The sequence below is a fragment of the Avibacterium endocarditidis genome, from assembly GCF_002921145.1.
GTDB classification, from domain to species: domain Bacteria; phylum Pseudomonadota; class Gammaproteobacteria; order Enterobacterales; family Pasteurellaceae; genus Avibacterium; species Avibacterium endocarditidis.
In genome coordinates this window covers 1-21,279 of record NZ_PQVI01000076.1, presented here as the reverse complement: position 1 = coordinate 21,279, position 21,279 = coordinate 1, and the positions used below count along the sequence as shown (strand labels likewise).

Here is a 21,279-nt window from a genome sequence, read left to right as displayed (position 1 = left end):
GTCGCTCAACGAGCGAAACTTGTTATTTATCCCAAAGAAAAAAGCAATTTAACGATAAAACCAAAACTTTACTTTTCTTCATTCGAGAACGCAAAAGAAAGGAAGTCGCCAACGGCGAAACCCCATTATCAACCCCAAAGAAAAAAGAAATTTACCCTAGAATAAAAAAGATAGAAAATTTACGCTAAAATATAAAAACTAAAAACAAGAGAACAACCTAATGCAAAACATCGACCAACAAGAACTCGAAAAATTTGAAAAAATGGCTAAAACTTGGTGGGATTCTGAAGGGGATTTCAAGCCGATTCACCGTTTAAATCCAGTGCGTTTAGCGTATATTTGCCAACAAGCAGAGGGTTTGTCTGGCAAAAATGTGCTCGATGTGGGCTGCGGTGGCGGTATTTTAGCGGAAGCAATGGCAAAACAAGGGGCGAAAGTAACAGGCATTGATATGACCACCGCGCCCCTTGAGGTGGCGAAATTACACGCGCAAGAAAGTGGTTTAAGCATTGATTATCAACAAACCACAGTAGAAAATTTTCTGCAAAAACACACCGCACTTGGTGGGGAAAAATTTGATGTGATCACCTGTATGGAAATGCTGGAACACGTTCCCGATCCCAGTTTGATCATCAATGCCTGCAAAGCCTTGTTAAAACCAGATGGCGTGCTATTTTTCTCCACCATTAATCGCACCTTGAAAGCTTGGGCTTTGGTGATCATCGGTGCGGAATATGTATTAAAAATGCTACCAAAAGGCACGCACGATTACGAAAAATTTATCAAGCCAGCTGAACTTTTAGCGTGGACGGACGAGGCAAAGTTAGAATGTGTGAATATGGTGGGTTATCACTATAATCCACTAACAGGAACATTCAAATTAAATCAGGACGTGAGCGCCAATTATATGGCAACATTTAAGATATGATCTCTACTCCAAATCCTAGACACTAGGAAGTTAAATATTGAGCTCTGTATTGCACAGGGCTCGAATTGTTTAACGCGGGTTTAGTTCGCACTTCGTTATAATAGCGAATATATTCGTGCAGCGTCTCCTCCAGCTCCACGACATTGGTAAAAGATTCGGGTAAAAACATTCCGACTTCACAATGCTAAAAAAGCGCTCTATCACCGCATTATCATCGCAATTCCCCTTGCGACTCATGCTTTGAATCTTGGTTGCTATGAATCAGTGGAGCTGCGCCAGAACCTCGCTTCGATAAGGCTTCTTTAAGCATTTTTGAAACAAGCCCAAAACGTTGTCGCCGTCCGATTTGGTAGGCAATAATCTCACGGTTCGCCAAATCCATCATCGGCGAAAGATACAGCTTTTCATTTCCTACACGAAATTCGGTCACATCAGTGACCCACTTCTCGTTTAGCGCCTTCGCTTTAAAATTTCTTGCCATCAAATTTGGTGCGAGATAAGCGGCTCCTCCCATCTTCATACGCTTTTTCGCTTTACGCAGGAGCGGATATTTAGGTGACGCATTCGTTTCAGCACCGTTTTTCCACTTAGATAATGCCCTTGCTCGTGTAACTTTGCTCAAATAATACGGTAACCATCTCGTCCTTGAATCGCCTTAAATATTTCCAGTATCAAGTTATTAATATCATCTAACCCCTTGATTTTTCTTGCATAATAGAATGTAGTGCGAGGTGGTTTCGCCACTGTCAGTAATACGGAAAGGGGACATTGCGCACTTAACTCTCGGACGGTGGCACATCTTTCCGCTTGAGTTTGAGGCCTCTGAGCGCCAAAGACTTTTTTAAATAGGCATTATCCGCACGAAGAGACTCAAGTTCTTATAATAAAAGTTCTTTTTCATCGGTTTTGACGGGGCGTTTGGGTAATCTCATCACATTCTTCTTTCGATTAGGCTGACGGATGAGCCCATTAATACCGTATTTCTTAACGCGTTGCAACCAAATCACAATTTGGCTATGATTGGAAAGAGCACAATATTCCGCTGCCTGACGTACGCTCATTCCCTACCCAGAGACTAACGATATCGCCCACAGTTTAAACTCTGTTGAATAATGTTTTCCCATAAAAAATCCGCTCCTTAATTTGTGGATGCTGTCCAACTTTTGGGGAGCAGATCAAAGTGCGGTGCTTTTTTCAAATTTTAATTAAAGCACTTTTACAATGCTTTCGCAGAGATAACGGATATTATCTTCGGTGATGCCGGCAACGTTGATGCGGCCTGAGCGAACGGCGTAAATGGCAAATTCTTCTTTTAAGCGATCTACTTGTTCTGGGGTTAAACCGCTGAAAGAGAACATCCCATTTTGTTGTTCAATAAAGCTGAAGTCTTGCTGTGCGCCGTATTCTCTTAATAATTCAACGAATTGATGACGCATTTCTTTTATGCGGTTGCGCATTTCGGCAAGTTCGCTTGTCCATTCTTCTCTTAATGTAGGATCGGCCAACACGATGGCTACGGTGGAAGCGCCGTGAGAAGCGGGGTTAGAGTAGAGTGTGCGAATAATGGATTTCACTTGGGTTAGTGCAGTAGCGGCGATTTCTGCGGTTTCTGCCACTAAAGTGAATGCGCCAACACGTTCGTTATATAAACCAAAGTTTTTAGAATAAGAACTTGCAATCAGTAACTCTTTGTGATTTGCCGCAAAGGTGCGTAAACCAAAGGCATCTTCTTCTAATCCGTTAGCCAGCCCTTGATAAGCGAAGTCGAATAGCGGTAACCAGCCATTTTTAGCAGACATTTCAGCCAGTTGTTGCCATTGTTCAGGGGCTGGGTCAATCCCAGTTGGGTTGTGGCAGCAGCCGTGTAATAACACCACATCGCCTTCGCCTGCGTTGCTTAAATCGGCAATTAGATTATCCCAGTCTAAGGCTTTGCGTTCTGCATCATAATAGCGATACTCACGAATGGTGATCCCTACCGCATTAAAAATCGCGTTGTGGTTTGGCCAAGTTGGTGTGCTGATCCACACATTTTGTGCTTTAGTTTGGCGTTTGATAAATTCTGCAGCTATGCGCAATGCACCTGTGCCACCAAGGCTTTGTACAGTTTTGGCACGCCCTTGTTTCACAATGTCAGAATGTTCACCGAACAACACGCCTTGTGTACGCGCATTGAAATCGGCAACGCCGTCAATAGAAAGATAATTTTGGTAGTTTCTACATCAAACAAACGTTGTTCGGCAGCTTTCACCGCTTTCATAATGGGGGTGTTGCCTTTGGCATCTTTATATACACCAATCCCTAAGTTGATTTTGTTAGCTCGATCATCTGCTTTAAACGCTTCACCTAAACCTAAAATTGGATCGGCAGGAGCCGCATTAATATGTTCAAACATAGTCATTATCCTTCTAATGTTGTGTTTTGTTGTTAATAATGCGATTTCCTTTTTGTGAAGAAAATCCTGTGCCAAGTTATACTTGAGAATTAACCCTTTTCGCAAGTATTTATTGATACTAAATAGGCTTTTTCCTTAAGAAAGCCAATATTTATTCAAAAATTACAATAATTATTTAGATAATTTCAATTTTTCTTTCACCCAAGTTAAACCTGATTGATAATCTTGTGGCAGTTGTTGCGCAAATTGATCTAATAAACGCACTAATTCTTGGCGATCTGGGTGGGCTAGATTAATATGCCCCACCTTGCGTCCTTCGCGCACTTCTTTGCCATACCAATGCAGCTGGCTAAACGGCATATTGAGCCATTGGGGATTATGTGCCGTGCCAATTAAATTAATCATCACCGCAGGCATTGTGCTGACTAATTCTGGCGTAGGTAAATCCAGTAAGGCACGCAAATGCAATTCAAATTGGCTAATGGAACAGCCCAGTTGCGTCCAATGTCCGCTATTATGAACCCGTGGCGCAAGCTCGTTAATCAATAACTTATCGCCCACCACAAAACATTCCATTGCCATCACGCCAATATAATCCAACTTGTTCATTATTTTGGCTAACATTGCTTCCGCTTGCTGTTGTAGTAAGGCCTGTTGTGGCAGCGTGGTGTCCGCGACGCTATAACGTAAAATGCCGTTTTGTTGTAAATTGTGCGTAACAGGATAAAAACGGGTTGAGTCGTCCTTAAATCTTGCCCCCACGAGGGAAATTTCACCGTCAAAAGGAATAAATTTTTCCGCGATCACTTGCCCAAATAATTCATCGCCAATCAGATCTTGATTTTCTTGCGTGATGATCCACTGGCCACGTCCGTCATAGCCGCCAGTACGGCGTTTCACCACCACCTTCTCACCAATGTGTTGCCAAATATCTTGCCATTGAGAAGCAGAATGAATGAGTGTCCAAGGAGAAGTGGGAAGATTGAGTTCATCAAGGAGAGATTTTTGCGAAAGGCGATCGGCAAGCAAGCCAAAAACGGAACGATTAATAAACTGCGGATGATTGGCCAATTTCTCTGTCAGCGAGGTGCTTTCCCAACGCTCAATTTCTGCGGTAATCAGGCAGTTCTTTTGCAGCTCAAATAAAGGGGCATTGAAAGGCAAGGGCTCGACCTGAATATCTAAAGGCGCGCCAGCATAACGCAGCATTCGCCCAAGCTGCCCATTACCTAAGACATAAATGACGGGATATAAAGCACTTTTTTGCATTATAAAATTCCTAGATGTTGTGTTAAAAATAAAGTGCGGTGTATTTTGGCTTATTTTCGGTTTTTCTTCTTGTGTTTCCGCTTCCGCAAGTTCTTCCTCATTTTGTTTTAACAGACGGGAAATCGCACTTAAATAAGAAATTTCCAAGGTTTCACGGCTTGTTGCCATCACCCCTTGATCAATCAAATAGCCGTCATTCACATCATAAACCCAGCCGTGCAAAGACAATTTTTTGCCACGTTTCCAAGCCGCTTGTACGATAGAAGAACGCCCAAGATTATAAACCTGTTCTGCCACATTTAACTTGGTCAGCATATCGGCACGTTGTTCTGGCGGGAGTTTGCCAAGCAAATGACTGTGCTTAAACCAAATATCACGAATATGTAACAGCCAATTGTTAATCAAGCCTAAATCTTGTTCCGACATCGCGGCTTTGATCCCGCCACAATTGGTGTGTCCGCAAATAATAATATGTTCAATATCCAGCACGTCCACCGCATATTGCACCACAGAAAGACAATTAAGATCGGTATGAATAACCTGATTGCCTACGTTGCGATGCACGAAAAGTTCACCCGGCCCTAGGTTAGTGAGTTTTTCTGCCGGTACACGGCTATCAGAGCAGCCAATCCATAGGTAACTCGGTTTTTGATGATCCGCCAGTTCACGAAAGTAGTCAGAGTTTTCCTCTTTCATCCGTGTTGCCCAACTGTAATTATTGGCGAAAAGTTGCTCAATCTTTTTCATTGAAATACTCCAAAATTAACGAAAGCACAGTATAGCGAATAATAGGGAAGTGGTAAATTAATCTATGCGGGATAAATAACAGGTATGAGGTGGTGGGAAAAGGGGCTGTGAAAATTCACAAATTCAGGATATATAACTTTTTAGGTGTTTTCATTTAAGAGAAGCCTGCATTTGCAACGTCTCTCAAATTAAATTGGATGATTTCTGACATTTCTCATCATATTTGAACTCTTGGTATGTGTTTTTATTGGAGTTGATTATCTAGAGCCTTGTAGTTACTGGGAGAGTATAGGTTCATATAAATACCATTGTTGTATCGATAAATTCAGCGACTAATTATTTTGTCAGAATAGGGTTTATGTAAATTATGTTTAATCAAATGTTGATTTAGAACTATGTGAAAATACCAAGAAGAAAAACCTGCGCACACTGAGTACGCGAGGTTAATGCTTGGCTTATCCTTCTTCACTTGGAAACATAAACGGATTTAAACCACTGCGCGCTAAGGCCTTTTTCTTCCATTTCAATATCAAGATAAATGCTTGCCAGATCATCGGCAATGGCTTCCACATAAGGATCTTTTTCTTGATACATCATTTTCAGATAACTATGGCAATCGCCGCAGCTTTCTGCTTTCACTGGCGCAGATTCACTGTCGATTGACCAATAATCCAATTTCCCTGTGTGATTGCAGTTGGTACATTTGCTACGCACCACATTCCATTCACTTTCGCAAAGAGAGCAATGCACATAACGCAAGCCTTGTTCTGAGCCAAAATGTACCACGCTCGCTGTCGGCGGCGCACTGCATACAGGGCAAAGATGAAGGTGTTCACCGCTTTCCATTTTACTATTTTGCGGTAATTGTTGAGCAAGCTGAATCCAATAAAGGGAAAGTGCTGCCCAAATAAATAAGGCTTTGTCGCTGCTGACTTCAGAAAATTGTTGCGCAAGTAATTTGTCGGCAAGTTGTTCAAGTTCGCTGTCAGAGGCTTTTTCTAAATTCTCAATAGTGGCTTGTACACTTTCATTGCCATTATTTTTCATTTTATTGAGTAAGGTGCGCAGCAAATCTCGCCATTGGGGATCGCGCTGCCATTTTGTGATGTCAAGGGGAACGCTGGTTTCCGTGCTAATTTCAATTTCTTGCGTAACCGGCTGTTCATTCAGTAGCGCGAGCTGGCAATCAACAATATTGGCAGCGAAATTAAGGTAATCCGCCATTGGGTGATTTTGCGCTAAAGAACGCAGGCGTTCGGCACGGCGTTGGTAAAGATTTTTCGGGTTGGAAAATAAAAGAATAGGGTGATGAAAAGAGCTGGCAGCTTGTACAATTTCATCTTTTGGTAGGATTTTTATACTCATAATTTTTCATTAACGTTCGTCAATAAAGAAAGTGCGGTGTAAATTTGCAAAATTTTGCAAAAACAAAAAATCACCGCACTTTGCCATTGTTAATTATTTAGCGTGCTTTTCTTTCGCTTTTTCTGCGGCTTCTTTTTCAAGTTCAGGCAGAATGTCTTCACGGAACCAGCGTGGGTGATGTTTTTTCGCCCAGCGTACCGTTACCCAACCTTCAACCATTCCACGAATAGAACCTTTCACCCAGAATGCCATATACATATGTACCATAATACCAGTAAAGAGCATAAAGGCACTAGCTGAGTGCAGCAAAATGGCAATGCGGATAACAGGAATTGGGAAATTATGGGAGAAATATTGTCGCCACATAATAATTCCTGTTGTTAGTAGGGTAACCATTGCAAGGATTAAGGTCCAGAATAGCATTTTTTGCCCTAAATTATATTTTCCGTTGTCTGAAACGGCGTGTTCGTTGCCTTTTAAGACTTCTTTAATATTTTTTAGCCATACCCAGTCATTTTTTTCAGGAATGTTGTAAGGCCAGTAAATCAAGCAAAGATTGATAAAGGCAATAAACATTATTATCCCGGTGAATGGGTGGATAAAACGGGCAATTCTTGGGTTACCTAAGATTTCCGTTAGCCAAGCAAAATCAGGGAAGAAGAATGCAAGCCCTGATAAGCCTGTGGTGAAGAAACAGATTACCAGTAACCAGTGACTTAAACGCGCAGGCAATTTGTGGCGAACAACTCGTTGATCGTTGCTGATCTTAACTTTACTCATTTTCGCCTCCTTTATGTGCTTGTTCGTCTTCTGGCACGACTTCTTCGTGTTCTTCTAGATCTTCCGTATTTGGCCCAACTGCAAGATAGTGCGCAATTTCAGAAAGCACTAAGCCTCCCATTGCCACCGCTGCAACTGGTTTCAATACGTCTTTCCATAATTTCACGGTCACGTCAATTTGTGGATCTTTCGGTAAGCCTGAGTAAAGCTCTGGCTTGTCAGCGTGATGTAACACATACATAACGTGTGTGCCGCCCACGCCTTCTGGATCATAAAGCCCTGCATTTTCATAACCACGGGATTTGAGATCCGCAATGCGAGTTTCCGCATAGTGTTTCATTTCTTCTTTTGTACCGAAATGAATAGCACCTGTTGGACAGGTTTTCACACAAGCGGGTTCTTGACCCACGGTAACGCGATCAACACAAAGCGTACATTTGTACACACGGTTATCTTCAGGGTTCATTCTTGGAATATTGAATGGACAACCTGCGATACAGTAACCACAACCGATACATTTATCCGATTGGAAATCAACGATGCCGTTTGCATACTGAATAATCGCACCCGGTGATGGGCAAGATTTTAAACAGCCCGGTTCACTACAGTGCATACAGCCATCTTTACGGATCAGCCATTCTAGACGGTTATTTTCTTCAACTTCGTTGAATTTCATCACCGTCCAAGCTTTGGCATTGAGATCAATCGGGTTATCGTATGAGCCGATACATTTTTCCGGCTCGGCACGAAGATCATTCCATTCTGAACAAGCCACTTGGCAGGCTTTACAGCCGATACAAGTGGTAACGTCAATCAGTTTTGCCACTTCAAGCTGATGATCTCGAGCGTGAGGTGGTGGTGTTAATCCCGATGTTGCAGAGGCTTTAATAATATCTTGCGATTGAATAGTTCCCATATTATGCCCCCACTTTCTCAATATTTACCAACATACATTTTGATTCCGGTGTTTGTGTATTTGCATCACCTGCGCGAATGGTAAGGTTATTGGCAAAGAAACCTTGTTTACCAATACCGCCAAAGCCCCAGTGAATTGGGATACCTACGGTATGCACGGCTTTGCCATCGGCAGTGAGTGGGCGGATACGTTTGGTTACCACAGCTACGGCTTTAATATAACCACGTTTTGAGGTAACTTTGACATAATCACCATTATTGATGCCTTTCTCTTTTGCAAGTGCTTCGCCAATTTCAACAAATTGTTCTGGCTGGGCAATCACATTGAGTAACACATTTTTCGTCCAGAAGTGGAAATGTTCTGTTAGACGATAGGTTGTACCCACATAAGGGAATTCTTCCGAAGTACCAATGTCTGCTTTATCGCTTTCCAAAATACGCGCCACAGGGTTGGATACTACATTTGGGTGCAGTGGGTTTGTGCCAATTGGTGTTTCAATTGGTTCGTAATGTTCTGGGAACGGGCCGTCAGCCATACGTTCACGCACGAATAAACCACTTACCCCTTCAGGTTGCATAATAAATGGTAGGGTAGGACTATTTGGTGGCGCAGTACCGAAGTCTGCCACGTCCACATAGTTCCAGTTTTTGCCATTCCATTTAATTAACTGGCGTTTTGGATTCCAAGGTTTACCAGATAAATCCGCACTTGCACGGTTATAGATAATACGGCGGTTCATCGGCCACGCAAAGCCCCAACCTAGGGTGTTACCTAAGTTAGACGGATCAGCATTATCGCGATTCGCCATTTGGTTACCTTTTTGTGTCCATTGACCAGTATAAATCCAGCACGCACCTGAAGTGCTACCATCAGCACGCATTTGTGCGAAGCTTGAAAGTAGCTCGCCTTTTTTTAAGATCACATTGCCGTTGGCATCAAGGAGATCTTGTAAAGCATAGCCGTTCATTTCTTTCGCCACTTCTTCTGCTTTTGGCTCAAGTGGATTGTCATAGTTCCAGCTCATCGCTTCAAGGCTATCCAGTGATACGCCACCTTCTTTGTGATAAAGCTCGATTAATGCAGCTCTTAATTCAGAAAGAATTTCACCATCGCTTTTCGCTTCAAATGGGGCATCAACAGCTTTCCAGTGCCATTGTAACCAACGACCAGAGTTAGCGATTGAACCGTGTTCTTCCACGAAACAAGTGGTTGGTAAGCGGAATACTTCGGTTTGAATTTCTTCTGTTTTCACATCATTAAATTCACCGTAGTTTTTCCAGAATTCCGAGGTATCCGTAATTAACGGATCCATAATCACCAAGTATTTCAAATTACTTAAGGCTTTGATGATTTTGCCTGAATTTGGATAAGAGGCAACAGGGTTCATTCCTTGGCAGAAATAACCATTTACGCGACCTTGATACATTTCATCAATGTAGCGCATTTGATCCATACCGCCTTTCGGCAATTTCGGTAAATAATGGTAGCCGAATTCATTTTCAGCAGTGGCTTTTTCACCAAAGAAGGTTTTCAGCATACTTACCATAAATTTCGGCGTATTTTGCCAGTAGTTCACCTGATCTTTCATCATTGTTTTTGGCGTAATACGGTTTAGGAAGTTTTCTAAACTGGTATCCGCTTCGGTTGGCAATGGAATATAACCCGGCAACATATGTGGGAATAAACCTAAATCCGTAATCCCTTGTACATTTGAGTGTCCACGCAACGCATTTACACCACCGCCAGAAACCCCGATATTACCGAGTAATAGCTGGATCATCGCCATCGTACGAATATTTTGTGAACCCACAGTATGTTGAGTCCAACCTAATGCGTACATAAAGGTTGCCGCTTTATCAGGTGCAGAGGTTTTAGCAATTTCTTCACAGAATTGTAAGAAACTTTTTTGTGGTGTACCCGTGATACGTTCTACCATTTCAGGGGTATAACGAGAAACGTGATCTTTTAACAGATTAATCACGCAACGAGGGTGTTGTAAGGTTAGATCACGAATAGGCTGACCTTCCGCATCAAACTGATAACGCCAAGTTGAACGATCATATTTGCGTGTTTCAGGATCATAGCCTGAGAACAAGCCATCTTCAAACTTGAAGTTCTCATCAACGAGGAATGCCGCATTCGTATAATGTCTAACGTATTCGTGTTGGATTTGATCTTTTTCTAATAAATAACGAATAACGCCAGATAAAAAGGCAATATCTGTCCCAGAACGTAATGGCATATAAATATCTGCAACTGAAGCTGTACGGTTAAAGCGTGGATCAACCACCATTAACTTCGCACCATTTTGTTTTTTCGCCTCAATCGCCCAACGGAACCCAACAGGGTGAGCTTCCGCAGCGTTACCGCCCATTACGATTACTAAATCAGCATTTTTAATATCAACCCAGTGGTTGGTCATTGCACCGCGACCAAATGATGGAGCAAGACTTGCTACCGTTGGTCCGTGTCAGATACTCGCTTGGTTGTCGGTATAAATCATACCGAGTGAGCGCACAAATTTTTGCGTTAAGATACCCGTTTCATTACTACAAGCCGAGCCTGCTAAGAAACCTGATGTCATCCAACGATTAACAGGCGTGCCATTTTCATTGTTTAACACAAAGTTGGCATCGCGGTCTGCTTTCATATGTTTTGCGATACGCTCAATGGCTTCTTCCCAAGAAATGCGTTTCCACTCGCTTGAACCTGCTTCACGCACTTCAGGATATTTCACACGGCGTGGGCTATTTACATAATCCAATGCACCTGCCCCTTTCGGACAAAGCGCCCCACGGCTTACTGGATGATCGGGGTCCCCTTCAATGTGATAAAGTTTACCCACGCTATTTTTTGCGCCATCACCTAAGCTGTATAACAACATACCACAGCCTACGGCACAATAGGTGCAGGTATTACGGGTTTCTTTACCGCGTAATAACTTGTATTCGCGAGGAGCTGCTAAAGCTGTTGCTGGAGCAAAGCCCAACATCGCCGCAGACGTCCCTGCCATACCACCTGCACAGATCTTAAAGAATTTTCTTCTTGTGACCTGCATAGAGATACTCCTTAACCAACAAAATTGTTGCGTTATTGTGTAGTAGTAGATTTGTTTTTTTATATAGATATTCGTTCAGGTTAGCTGAATATTTCAAATTTTATTTAGCAAAATACAACGGCAAATAGCACATTTTCACAAATGAAATAATTCAGTTACAGTATAGTTTGTTGTTAAATTGTATTACAATTAACACAACGTAATACTGTGGCTAGGATACGCCTTTTCACGCCTAAAATCTATAAGTAATCTTGATTAGAAAGGAAAAATTCTTGAGTTGGATCACAAAATCAACAGTTAATTTTTTCAAAAAATTAACAAATAATAAACATTCTCAATACACATCACTTTGGCAAGAAAAAGAAGAAACCTTAGCGGTAGAAACCCCCGTTGCCTTAGTGTATAACGGCATTAGCCACACCGTAATGATGTGTTCCCCACAAGACTTGGAAGATTTTGCCCTTGGCTTTTCTTTAACCGAAGGTATTATCGAAAAGCCCGCAGATATTTATGGTATTGATGTAGAAGAAACCTGTAATGGCATTGAAGTACAAATAGAAATTGCCACACGCTGTTTTGTCGCGCTCAAAGAACGCCGCCGAACTCTAGCAGGAAGAACGGGCTGCGGCATTTGCGGCACAGAACAGCTTGATCAAATCCACAAAAACTTGCCTATTTTGCACCGCACTTATGTTTTGGATATTTCTCTGCTTGACGATTGCCTGAAAAAATTACATTCAGCCCAACAGCTTGGACAACAAACCGGTTCAACCCACGCCGCCGCCTTTTTTGATTTGCAAGGAAACCTGCTTGCCATTCGAGAAGATGTCGGTCGCCACGTTGCTCTGGATAAACTCTTAGGCTGGCACGCCAAACAACCGAAACAACAAGGTTTTGTGCTAATTTCTAGCCGAGCGAGCTATGAAATGGTACAGAAAGTCGTAAGTGCGGGTATTGAATGCTTAGCCGCCATCTCCGCTGCTACTGCTCTTGCCGTGCAACAAGCCAAACAAAGCCAACTTACCTTAATTGGCTTCGCCAGAGAGGGCAGAGCAACAATTTACACGGGGAAAGAGCGGTTGGATTTTGTGGAGAATTTATCTCATCGCTAAATGCTTGACCCTAACCCTATGTTAAGGTTTATGCTATGCAAAATTTTTACTAGAAGGAGAAAAAGATGAAAACTACTGTGTTAGCGTTAAGCGATTTATCTTGCCAACATTGCGTAAAATCCGTACAGAAAACCTTAGATGGCATTTCTGGCGTGCAAAGTGCCGAAGTGAGTTTAGATAAAGCCGTTGTAGTGGGCGATGTTGATCCGCAAGTGTTGATTAATGCTATTGTTGAAGCGGGTTATCAAGCACGCCTTGCGGATAACTCGGCAAAGTAAGTTCACTACCCGAATCTTCCACAGAAACCTTAAAACCTGATCCTGTGGTAGTTGGACAACATCAGGATCAGGTTACCCTTTTACTTGATGGCTTAAGCTGTGCTGCTTGCGTAATGAAAGTGCAAAAAGCCTTGCAAGCCGTGCCACAAGTCGCCCAAGTGCAAGTAAATTTAGCGGAACAAACTGCTTTAGTGAGTGGTAATGCCACTCCGCAATCTCTTGTTGCCGCCGTGCAGCAAGCAGGCTATGGTGCGGAAGTGGTGAATGATGACGCGCTACGAGCAGAAAAACAGCAAAGCAAAAGCGCGCACGAAGTGAAACAGCGCAAATGGCAAGGCATTGTTGCTCTTGGCTTAGGGGCTGTATTAATGCTTTGGGGATTACTTAGTGGTTCAATGCGTGTAGATCCAAATAATCGTGCCTATTGGTTTGCGGTTGGTGTGCTGACTTTGTTGGTGATGATTGTTACAGGCAAACATTTTTATCAAAAGGCGTGGCAGAATTTGCTCAATCGCACAGCCACAATGGATACCCTTGTTGCGCTAGGCACTGGCACAGCTTGGCTTTATTCAATGTTTGTTTGCATTAATCCTGAGTTTTTCCCTGAAAATGCCCGTCATTTATATTTTGAAGCGGCGGCGATGATCATTGGTTTCATCAATTTAGGCAAAATGCTTGAAGCTAAGGCGAAACAACATTCTTCACAGGCCTTGGCGCGCTTGCTCGATCTTACCCCGAAAACCGTACATCTCGTTACGCCACAAGGCACGCAAGATATTCCCCTTGCGAAAGTGCAAGCAGGAATGCAGTTTCGCTTGCAAACAGGCGAACGAGTGGCGGTGGACGGCACAATTACAGAAGGGCAAGGTTGGTTTGATGAAAGTATGCTAACAGGCGAGCCTGTTCCCGTGCAAAAACAGGCAGGGGATAAAATCAGCGCTGGAACGCTTATTTCAGATGGAACGGTGATTTACCGCGCAGAACAAATTGGTGAGCAAACCACCTTGGCCAATATCATCAAATTAGTGCGTCAAGCGCAGAGTAGCAAGCCAAAAATGGGGCAATTGGCAGACAAAATTGCAGGAGTTTTTGTCCCTGTGGTAATTACCATTGCTTTAGTCGCCGCTTTGGTTTGGTATATTCTGGGGCCAGCACCACAATTTTCTTATAGTCTGGTGATTTTTACTACCGTCCTCATTATTGCCTGCCCTTGTGCCTTAGGGTTAGCGACACCAATGTCGATCATTTCAGGCATTGGGCGTGCCGCAGAATTAGGCATTTTAGTGCGCGATGCCGATGCTTTACAAAAAGCCGCTAGTGCTGATACTATTGTTTTTGACAAAACAGGCACGCTGACAAAAGGTTCACCAAAAAAATCACCGCACTTTATTGTTTTAATGATTATTCAGAAACCCAAGTTAGCCAGCTTGCAGCAAGCCTAGAACAGGGTTCAAACCACCCATTAGCCAAAGGCATTGTGCAGTTTAATCAAGAAAAGCAAGGCGAGCTCAAACCGCTTCACGCCTTTGCGACTTTGCAAGGTTTAGGGGTGAGTGGGGAAGTGGAAGGGCTTGAATTATTGCTCGGTAACCAAACTTTAATGATACAGCAAGGCGTGGATATTCAGCCTGCAATGGCGATCTTTCAGCAACAAACAGAACGTGGCGCAACGGTGGTCTTTTTGCGATCAATCGCCAATTAGCCGGGCTATTTGTGCTAAGCGATCCTTTGCGTGAAGATTCAGCGAATGCCTTACAACGCTTGCACGAACAGGGCTATCATTTAGTTATGCTCACAGGCGATCAAGAAAAAACGGCTCGCGCATTGGCGCAAGGCACCGCGATTGACAACGTCATCGCTGGCGTGTTGCCTGCTGAAAAAGCGAATATCATCAAGGCATTACAGCAAGAAGGCCGCAACGTCGTGATGGTGGGAGACGGCATTAATGATGCACCAGCCCTTGCTCAAGCAGACGTGAGTATCGCAATGGGTAACGGTTCAGATATTGCCATAGAAACCGCCGAATTAACCTTAATGCGCCACAATATTTCTGCCGTGGCTGATGCCCTTTGCCTTTCCAAAGGCATTTTACGCAATATGAAGCAAAATCTGTTCGGCGCATTTATTTACAACATTTTAGGCATACCTATTGCCGCTGGGTTGTTGTATCCCTTGTTTGGTATTTTGCTTAACCCAATGATTGGCGGACTGGCAATGGCGTTGTCTTCCATCACCGTGGTGAGCAATGCCAATCGCTTATTAAAATTTAAAGTGAAATAATTGATAAGGCTCATAACGAGCCTTATTTTTATGAATTAGACAAATAAAAGAGTATAATCCCAACATCTGACGCACGGTAAAAGTGCGGTGCTTTTTTTGAGAATTTTCGAGGCAATGATGTCATTACAATTTAACGCAATCGCCTTGCTACTGGTGATTTTAATTTTGCTTGGCGTGTTAGGTAACAACAGTTCAATCACCATTTCGGCGACGATTTTGCTATTAATGCAACAAACCTTTTTAGCTAAATATATTCCTTTTATGGAAAAATATGGTTTAAATATCGGCATTATTATTCTCACCATCGGCGTACTTAGCCCGATTATTTCTGGCAAAATTCCCTTGCCTGCTTTTACTGAGCTGTGGAACTGGAAAATGTTTTTAGCCATTGCCGTGGGCGTGCTGGTGGCGTGGTTTGGTGGACGAGGGGTAAACCTAATGGGCGCGCAGCCGACTTTACTCACAGGATTATTAGTTGGCACAATTTTAGGTGTCGCCTTTGTCGGAGGTATTCCTGTCGGGCCGTTGATTGCGGCGGGGATTTTGTCTTTGCTATTGGGTAAAACGGGGTAAATATTAATCTTTATAAAAAATTAGCCCCTGTGTTTACAAGGGCTAATTTAAAAATTCACTAATTTTCCACCGCACTTATTATTGAGGTGAAATTAATTTCTCATCGCATTTTTCATAATACGATCTTTGGCAACTTTCCATTCGCGATCTTTAATGTCATCACGTTTATCGTGTTGTTTTTTCCCTTTCGCGACACCAATTTTAATTTTTGCCCAAGGACCTTTCCAATAAAGAGAAAGGGCAATAATGGTAAAGCCATCACGGTTTGCTTTGCCGAAGAGTGAAGCTAATTCTCGTTGTTTTAACAATAACTTACGCGTACGTGTTGGATCGCACACAATATGCGTTGAAGCCACGCTCAACGGCTGAATGGTCGCACCAAATAAATAAGCTTCGCCATTTTTGAAAATAATATAACTGTCGCTAATATTGGCTTTGCCCGCGCGCATTGATTTTACTTCCCAGCCTTGCAAGGAAAGCCCCGCTTCAATTTCATCTTCAATAAAATATTCGTGTCTAGCGCGTTTATTTAAGGCAATGGTATTTGATGTTTGTTTTGGTTTTTCTTTGTCATTTTAATTAATTTATTCTGCTAAAATTACCGCACATTCTACCCAATCTAGGGAAAAATCGCAAAAGCACTTGCGTTGCAAAGCGATCTTTATAACAATGAAGTATTAATTTTTGCATTGAGTAAGCATTGATGAAATATAAGAATTTACGCGATTTTTTGCAGCTGTTAGAAGAACAAGGCGAATTAAAACGCATTTCGCAAGAAATCGATCCTTATTTGGAAATGACTGAAATTTCCGACCGCACTTTTTGCGTGCTGGTGGGCCAGCGTTATTATTTGAAAATCCGAAAGGATTTGCGATGCCCGTGTTGTGCAATTTATTTGGCACGGCAAAGCGCGTGGCGCTTGGAATGGGCAGAATGATGTATCCGCATTGCATGAAGTGGGGAAATTGCTCGCCTTTCTAAAAGAGCCAGAACCCCCAAAAGGGTTTAAGGATTTATGGTCAACCTTGCCACAATATAAACAAGTGCTAAATATGCCCGCGAAAGTGTTAAGCAAAGCACCTTGTCAGGATACTGTACTCTGTGGCGATGACGTGGATTTATACCGTTTGCCGATTATGCAATGTTGGAAAGATGATATTGCACCGCTTATTACTTGGGGGCTAACCATTACCAAAGGGCCGAACAAAAAACGACAAAATTTGGGGATTTACCGCCAACAATTGATCGGCAAAAAATAAATTGATTATTGCGTTGGCTCTCGCACCGTGGGGGTGCATTAGATTTTCAAGAATGGAAAGAGCAAAACCCTGATAAACCTTTTCCTGTTTCGGTGGCATTAGGCGCTGATCCCGCAACGATTTTGGCGGCCGTAACGCCTGTGCCTGATAGCCTTTCTGAATATGCTTTTGCAGGATTGCTGCGTGGCAATAAAACGGAAGTGGTGAAATCGGTGAGTAACGATCTTGATGTGCCAGCCAGTGCGGAGATCGTGTTGGAAGGCTATATTGATCCCAATGAAACAGCATTAGAAGGGCCTTATGGCGATCACACGGGCTATTACAATGAGCAAGAGTATTTCCCGGTGTTTACTGTTACCCACATTACAATGCGACAAAACCCGATTTATCATTCCACTTATACAGGGCGGCCACCTGATGAACCAGCGATTTTGGGCGAAGCGTTAAACGAAGTGTTTATCCCGATTTTGCAAAAGCAATTCCCTGAAATTGTGGATTTTTATTTACCACCTGAAGGTTGTTCTTACCGCCTTGCTGTGGTAACGATGAAAAAACAATATGCTGGCCACGCTAAGCGTGTAATGATGGGCGTTTGGTCTTTCTTACGCCAATTTATGTACACCAAGTTTGTCATCGTGTGTGATGATGATATTAACGCTAGAGATTGGAAAGATGTGATCTGGGCGATCACCACGCGTAGCGATCCTGCGCGCGATTGCACCATTGTGGAAAACACACCCATTGATTATTTGGATTTTGCCTCGCCGATTGCTGGGCTAGGTTCTAAAATGGGCATTGACGCCACCAATAAATGGCCGGGCGAAACTAACCGCGAGTGGGGCATTCCCATTAAAAAAGATCCTGAAGTAGTCAAACGCGTGGACGAAATTTGGGAAAGTCTAGGGATTTTCGATTAGTGCCTTATTGATATTCATAGCAAATTTTTAGCAAAACAAAAGTGCGGTGCTTTTTGCGAAAATTTTATCAAAAAGCACCGCACTTATTTTTCTTAGATTTTTAATTTACGCTCTGCTTCTTTGGCTTTCACCAAGAATTGTTTGCGTTCAGCGGTGGACATTTGGCTACTTGTACCCGGCAATTTCACCGTGAGCGGATTAACTGGGCGACCATTAATATGAAATTCATAATGTAAATGTGGGCCAGTTGAACGCCCGGTATTGCCAGAAAGGGCAATGCGTTCACCTCGTTTTACACGTTGCCCCGCTCGGACTAATGGACGGCTTAGGTGCATATAAACGGTTTGGTATTCACGACCGTGGCGGATCATAATATAGCGTCCTGCACCATTGGCTTGGTATGCCACTTTTTCGACAATACCATCAGCAGGGGCGATAACCGGTGTGCCGATTGCCATTGAGAAATCTACCCCTTTATGCGGACGAATTCGCCCTGTAACAGGGTGGCGTCTTGCTGGATTGAATGGCGAGGATACACGCGCTTGGCGTTGCATAGGATAGCGCGCAAAGCCTTTACCAAGGGTTTCCCCTTGACGGTTATAATAGCGCCCATTGCTAGATTGAATGGCATAGTAACTTTTTCCACCCGAGCTAATATGAATGGCTTCCACATTACCTTGCCCGGTGAGTTTGTTATCCAAATATTCACGGGAAACGAGTACGGCAAATTTATCACCTTGTTTGAGTTTTTTCATACTAATTTGCCATTGCAAAGCGCTGCCTAATTGGCTAATTGTTTTGAATTTAGCCCTTGTGCTTTTAAGCTGCTAGAAAATGACCCTTTGATTTGTCCTTTTAGCACTTCTTTTTTCCATTACGCTTTTTTTCTGTTAAGATTTGGCGTTTAAATTTGCCTTCCGCAGTGCGTTCATAAATTCGTTCTTCTTTTTCAGAAACTAACCAGTTTAGGTATTCTAATTCGCCGTCTTTGTCTAAAATCCAATAGAATTGCTGCCCCGCTTTAAGATTTTTTAGCTCGGGATAAGCGGCAATAAGGGTTTTACTGGTTTCATCTTCTAGCCCAGATTGCTCTAGCACATCTTTCAAGACTATCGCCTTTTACCACGGTATGGCTAAATTGATCTTTGATACGAATGGCTTGATCTGCTACATCAAGCAAGTCATTAACGGCGTTTTTGGCATCTTCAGGCAAATCGGCAAATTCATCTTCATCATCAAGATTAACTTGCTCAACTTCATCATCTTTACCTTGTAGATCATCGTCATAAGAGGTGGCATCATCAGAATTTGGTTTTTCTGTGCTTGCACTATCGTTTTGATTTTCTTGCGAATGTTCGGTGATATTTTCATTTGCTTGAATATCCTGAAATTCGCTATTGGTTTGTGTTTGAGGGGCTTCTTGGGTTTCATTGAAGTGGCTTATACTGCACTTCGTCCGAAGATACCGCAAGCGGATCGGTTTTTGCATTGTCTTTTACGCTTAATACAATGCCAATGAAAATAGATAATATCGCCAAAAGGAAGACCGCCGCCTTAATTCGCGACTTTCTTTTTCGTCTATCCCTTGCTAGTTTAACGTGCTGCACTACCTATTTCCTTTTATATACTAATTAAAACTTGCATTCTATTAAGACCTGTGAAGTGCTAAAAAATTCATTCGCACTTGCTGAAAAGGATTTAACTGAATAAATTCTAAGCATTTCAATGAGAAACTTGTTAAATCCGACAAAATGGGCTATTTTAAGCCAATTTTTCGTAATGTATAGAGATAAAATGCAAATTCACGCCATTAAACAGCCATTAATTGAGTTAAAAAATATTAATGTGCAATTTGACCAACGAAATGTCTTACAAAACATTAACTTATCTCTTTATTCTGATTCCGTTCTCACCATCGTTGGCCCGAATGGTGGCGGCAAATCCACTTTGCTCAAAGTTTTGCTCAAATTGATTAAGCCAAGTTCGGGTGAAGTGATTTATCACAATAATGTGCGTATTGGCTATGTTCCACAGAAAATTCACCTTGATCATAGCTTACCTTTAACGGTAGAAAAATTTCTTGCTTTAAAAAAGGGTGTGAGCAAATCTGAGATTGAAGCGGCGTTAGATCTCCTTTCCATTTCCCATTTAAAGCAAAATGCAATGCAAAAGTTATCGGGTGGTGAAATGCAACGGGTGCTGCTAGCCAGAGCCATTTTGAATAAGCCGAATTTGCTCGTGTTAGATGAACCCACACAAGGGGTGGATATTACTGGGCAGGCAGAGCTTTATCAGCTCATTCATCAAACACGAAAACAGCTGAATTGTGCGATTTTGATGGTATCGCACGATCTGCATATTGTGATGGCGGACACCAATGAAGTGCTGTGTATTAATCAACATATTTGCTGTGCTGGCACGCCTGAAATTGTGTCGCACGATCCGACATTTATGCATTATTTTGGCAATCAGTTTTCGCAAAATATCGCCCTTTATACTCATCACCACAATCACAAACACAATATGCACGGTGATGTGTGCTGCGGCAAAAATTTTCAATCGCAACAATGCGAACATAAAAAGCATCATTAAGGAACAGAAATGTTTGAGATTTTACTTCCCGCTTGGCTTTCGGGTATTTTGCTCTCTTTTATCACCGCACCTCTAGGCGCATTTGTGGTGTGGCGAAGAATGGCGTATTTTGGCGATACACTTTCCCATTCCGCTTTGCTAGGGGTAGCAATCGGGATATTTTTACAAGTGGATCCTTACCTAACCATCTTAATTCTCACGCTCTTGCTCGCCTTAGGAATGGTCTGGCTAGAAAGCAACACGCAATTTTCCGTGGACACCTTGCTCGGCATTATTGCACACAGCTGCCTTTCTTTAGGTGTAGTCACCGTGGGGTTATTGCAAAATGTGCGGGTGGATTTAATGAATTATTTATTTGGCGACTTACTTGCGATTAGCTATGAGGATCTTTACCTTATCGCCATTGGTGTTCTCGTGGTGGTGGGCTGTTTATGGTATTACTGGAAACCGTTACTTTCCACCACGGTTAGCCCAGAGCTTTCGCAAGTGGAAGGCATTAACATTCGTAAAATGCGTTTTGTATTAATGATTTTAACCGCCTTAACCATTGCCTTAAGTATGAAGTTTGTCGGCGCGCTAATCATCACGTCCTTGCTGATTATCCCTGCCGCCACCGCACGGCGTTTTGCCCGCACTCCAGAAGCAATGGTGGCTATCGGCGTGCTTATTAGCATTCTCGCTGTTTCTTTCGGCTTAATGCTCTCCGCTTTCTACAACACCGCTGCAGGCCCTTCTGTGGTGATTAGTGCAACGTTCTTATTTCTGCTTTCTTTGTTTAAACGCGAAAGCGCCTAGCTTCGACAAAGCGAA

At 42.7% G+C, this 21,279-nt stretch carries 17 protein-coding genes and 6 pseudogenes; 11 read left to right on the top strand and 12 right to left on the bottom strand.

The window, feature by feature from the left end:
- Positions 1 to 188, top strand: a 188-nt coding sequence (locus C3Z13_RS11895) for a hypothetical protein (RefSeq protein WP_219827891.1), incomplete at its 5' end; no start/stop codon positions are given.
- Positions 189 to 220: 32 nt separating this feature from the next.
- Positions 221 to 928, top strand: a complete 708-nt coding sequence (gene ubiG, locus C3Z13_RS05955) for a bifunctional 2-polyprenyl-6-hydroxyphenol methylase/3-demethylubiquinol 3-O-methyltransferase UbiG (RefSeq protein ID WP_103855326.1) — start codon at positions 221 to 223, stop codon at positions 926 to 928.
- A gap of 22 nt (positions 929 to 950) precedes the next feature.
- Here the strand turns inward: ubiG and C3Z13_RS13005 are convergent, their stop codons facing one another.
- The 10 genes and pseudogenes from C3Z13_RS13005 to fdnG form a co-directional block, all read right to left on the bottom strand.
- Positions 951 to 1,097, bottom strand: coding sequence for an IS3 family transposase (locus C3Z13_RS13005; protein WP_103855325.1), 147 nt, complete (start codon positions 1,095 to 1,097; stop codon positions 951 to 953).
- A gap of 42 nt (positions 1,098 to 1,139) precedes the next feature.
- On the bottom strand, positions 1,140 to 1,550 hold the full coding sequence (locus C3Z13_RS05945) for a DDE-type integrase/transposase/recombinase (protein ID WP_103855324.1): 411 nt from the start codon (positions 1,548 to 1,550) through the stop codon (positions 1,140 to 1,142).
- Positions 1,551 to 1,806: 256 nt separating this feature from the next.
- Complete coding sequence (locus tag C3Z13_RS11525) at positions 1,807 to 1,989, bottom strand: hypothetical protein (RefSeq protein WP_146256878.1); 183 nt, start codon at positions 1,987 to 1,989, stop codon at positions 1,807 to 1,809.
- Between the two features lie 144 nt (positions 1,990 to 2,133).
- A pseudogene (locus C3Z13_RS05940) lies at positions 2,134 to 3,323 on the bottom strand (amino acid aminotransferase).
- A 171-nt stretch (positions 3,324 to 3,494) separates the two neighbouring features.
- Positions 3,495 to 4,592, bottom strand: coding sequence for a 5-(carboxyamino)imidazole ribonucleotide synthase (gene purK, locus C3Z13_RS05935; protein ID WP_103855327.1), 1,098 nt, complete (start codon positions 4,590 to 4,592; stop codon positions 3,495 to 3,497).
- A 63-nt stretch (positions 4,593 to 4,655) separates the two neighbouring features.
- Positions 4,656 to 5,339, bottom strand: a pseudogene (gene can / locus C3Z13_RS05930) (carbonate dehydratase); the annotation flags it as partial.
- Positions 5,340 to 5,794: 455 nt separating this feature from the next.
- Positions 5,795 to 6,704: pseudogene (fdhE, locus tag C3Z13_RS05925) on the bottom strand (formate dehydrogenase accessory protein FdhE).
- A gap of 93 nt (positions 6,705 to 6,797) precedes the next feature.
- The gene (locus C3Z13_RS05920; protein WP_103855323.1) at positions 6,798 to 7,484 is read right to left on the bottom strand and encodes a formate dehydrogenase subunit gamma; all 687 of its coding nucleotides are present in this window, start codon (positions 7,482 to 7,484) and stop codon (positions 6,798 to 6,800) included.
- On the bottom strand, positions 7,477 to 8,400 hold the full coding sequence (gene fdxH / locus C3Z13_RS05915; protein WP_103855322.1) for a formate dehydrogenase subunit beta: 924 nt from the start codon (positions 8,398 to 8,400) through the stop codon (positions 7,477 to 7,479). The genes C3Z13_RS05920 and fdxH overlap by 8 nt, the downstream gene beginning before the upstream one ends.
- A 1-nt stretch (position 8,401) precedes the next feature.
- Positions 8,402 to 11,458, bottom strand: coding sequence for a formate dehydrogenase-N subunit alpha (gene fdnG / locus C3Z13_RS05910; protein ID WP_146256877.1), 3,057 nt, complete (start codon positions 11,456 to 11,458; stop codon positions 8,402 to 8,404).
- Between the two features lie 272 nt (positions 11,459 to 11,730).
- On the opposite strand from fdnG, the gene fdhD reads away from it, so the two are divergent.
- The 6 genes from fdhD to C3Z13_RS05885 all read left to right on the top strand — a co-directional run bounded on the left by fdhD (position 11,731) and on the right by C3Z13_RS05885 (position 15,701).
- On the top strand, positions 11,731 to 12,570 hold the full coding sequence (fdhD, locus tag C3Z13_RS05900; protein ID WP_103855320.1) for a formate dehydrogenase accessory sulfurtransferase FdhD: 840 nt from the start codon (positions 11,731 to 11,733) through the stop codon (positions 12,568 to 12,570).
- A gap of 65 nt (positions 12,571 to 12,635) precedes the next feature.
- Positions 12,636 to 12,848, top strand: coding sequence for a cation transporter (locus C3Z13_RS05895; RefSeq protein WP_103855319.1), 213 nt, complete (start codon positions 12,636 to 12,638; stop codon positions 12,846 to 12,848).
- Between the two features lie 44 nt (positions 12,849 to 12,892).
- A complete protein-coding gene (locus C3Z13_RS12295; RefSeq protein ID WP_245872574.1) occupies positions 12,893 to 14,290 on the top strand; it encodes an HAD-IC family P-type ATPase in 1,398 nt (465 codons plus the stop codon).
- A 35-nt stretch (positions 14,291 to 14,325) separates the two neighbouring features.
- Positions 14,326 to 14,550: a hypothetical protein gene (locus tag C3Z13_RS12290; protein WP_245872573.1), complete on the top strand. Its 225-nt coding sequence runs from the start codon at positions 14,326 to 14,328 to the stop codon at positions 14,548 to 14,550.
- Positions 14,535 to 15,128 carry an HAD-IC family P-type ATPase gene (locus tag C3Z13_RS12285; protein WP_245872575.1) on the top strand — a complete coding sequence of 198 codons (594 nt, stop codon included), beginning with the start codon at positions 14,535 to 14,537 and terminating at the stop codon, positions 15,126 to 15,128. Before C3Z13_RS12290 ends, C3Z13_RS12285 begins: the two co-directional genes overlap by 16 nt.
- A 117-nt stretch (positions 15,129 to 15,245) precedes the next feature.
- On the top strand, positions 15,246 to 15,701 hold the full coding sequence (locus C3Z13_RS05885; RefSeq protein ID WP_103853117.1) for a DUF441 domain-containing protein: 456 nt from the start codon (positions 15,246 to 15,248) through the stop codon (positions 15,699 to 15,701).
- Positions 15,702 to 15,793: 92 nt separating this feature from the next.
- On the opposite strand, the pseudogene smpB reads toward C3Z13_RS05885, so the two are convergent.
- A pseudogene (gene smpB, locus C3Z13_RS05880) lies at positions 15,794 to 16,270 on the bottom strand (SsrA-binding protein SmpB); the annotation flags it as partial.
- Positions 16,271 to 16,404: 134 nt separating this feature from the next.
- Here smpB and ubiD point away from each other — a divergent pair.
- A pseudogene (ubiD, locus tag C3Z13_RS05875) lies at positions 16,405 to 17,877 on the top strand (4-hydroxy-3-polyprenylbenzoate decarboxylase).
- Between the two features lie 92 nt (positions 17,878 to 17,969).
- Here the strand turns inward: ubiD and mepM are convergent.
- Positions 17,970 to 19,484: pseudogene (gene mepM / locus C3Z13_RS05870) on the bottom strand (murein DD-endopeptidase MepM).
- 187 nt (positions 19,485 to 19,671) lie between these two features.
- Between mepM and znuC the strand changes: the two are divergent.
- Complete coding sequence (znuC, locus tag C3Z13_RS05860) at positions 19,672 to 20,469, top strand: zinc ABC transporter ATP-binding protein ZnuC (RefSeq protein WP_103855317.1); 798 nt, start codon at positions 19,672 to 19,674, stop codon at positions 20,467 to 20,469.
- A gap of 9 nt (positions 20,470 to 20,478) precedes the next feature.
- Complete coding sequence (gene znuB, locus C3Z13_RS05855) at positions 20,479 to 21,264, top strand: zinc ABC transporter permease subunit ZnuB (protein WP_103855316.1); 786 nt, start codon at positions 20,479 to 20,481, stop codon at positions 21,262 to 21,264.
- Positions 21,265 to 21,279: the final 15 nt, after the last annotated feature.

Excerpts from the sequence above, each read along its gene's own strand:
- znuB (WP_103855316.1), top strand. The coding sequence starts at position 20,479 with ATGTTTGAGATTTTACTTCCCGCTTGGCTTTCGGGTATTTTGCTCTCT.
- C3Z13_RS05895 (WP_103855319.1), top strand. The coding sequence starts at position 12,636 with ATGAAAACTACTGTGTTAGCGTTAAGCGATTTATCTTGCCAACATTGC.
- znuC (WP_103855317.1), top strand. The coding sequence starts at position 19,672 with ATGCAAATTCACGCCATTAAACAGCCATTAATTGAGTTAAAAAATATT.
- fdxH (WP_103855322.1), bottom strand. The coding sequence starts at position 8,400 with ATGGGAACTATTCAATCGCAAGATATTATTAAAGCCTCTGCAACATCG.
- ubiG (WP_103855326.1), top strand. The coding sequence starts at position 221 with ATGCAAAACATCGACCAACAAGAACTCGAAAAATTTGAAAAAATGGCT.
- C3Z13_RS05920 (WP_103855323.1), bottom strand. The coding sequence starts at position 7,484 with ATGAGTAAAGTTAAGATCAGCAACGATCAACGAGTTGTTCGCCACAAA.
- purK (WP_103855327.1), bottom strand. The coding sequence starts at position 4,592 with ATGCAAAAAAGTGCTTTATATCCCGTCATTTATGTCTTAGGTAATGGG.
- C3Z13_RS05885 (WP_103853117.1), top strand. The coding sequence starts at position 15,246 with ATGTCATTACAATTTAACGCAATCGCCTTGCTACTGGTGATTTTAATT.
- C3Z13_RS13005 (WP_103855325.1), bottom strand. The coding sequence starts at position 1,097 with ATGTTTTTACCCGAATCTTTTACCAATGTCGTGGAGCTGGAGGAGACG.
- C3Z13_RS11525 (WP_146256878.1), bottom strand. The coding sequence starts at position 1,989 with ATGAGCGTACGTCAGGCAGCGGAATATTGTGCTCTTTCCAATCATAGC.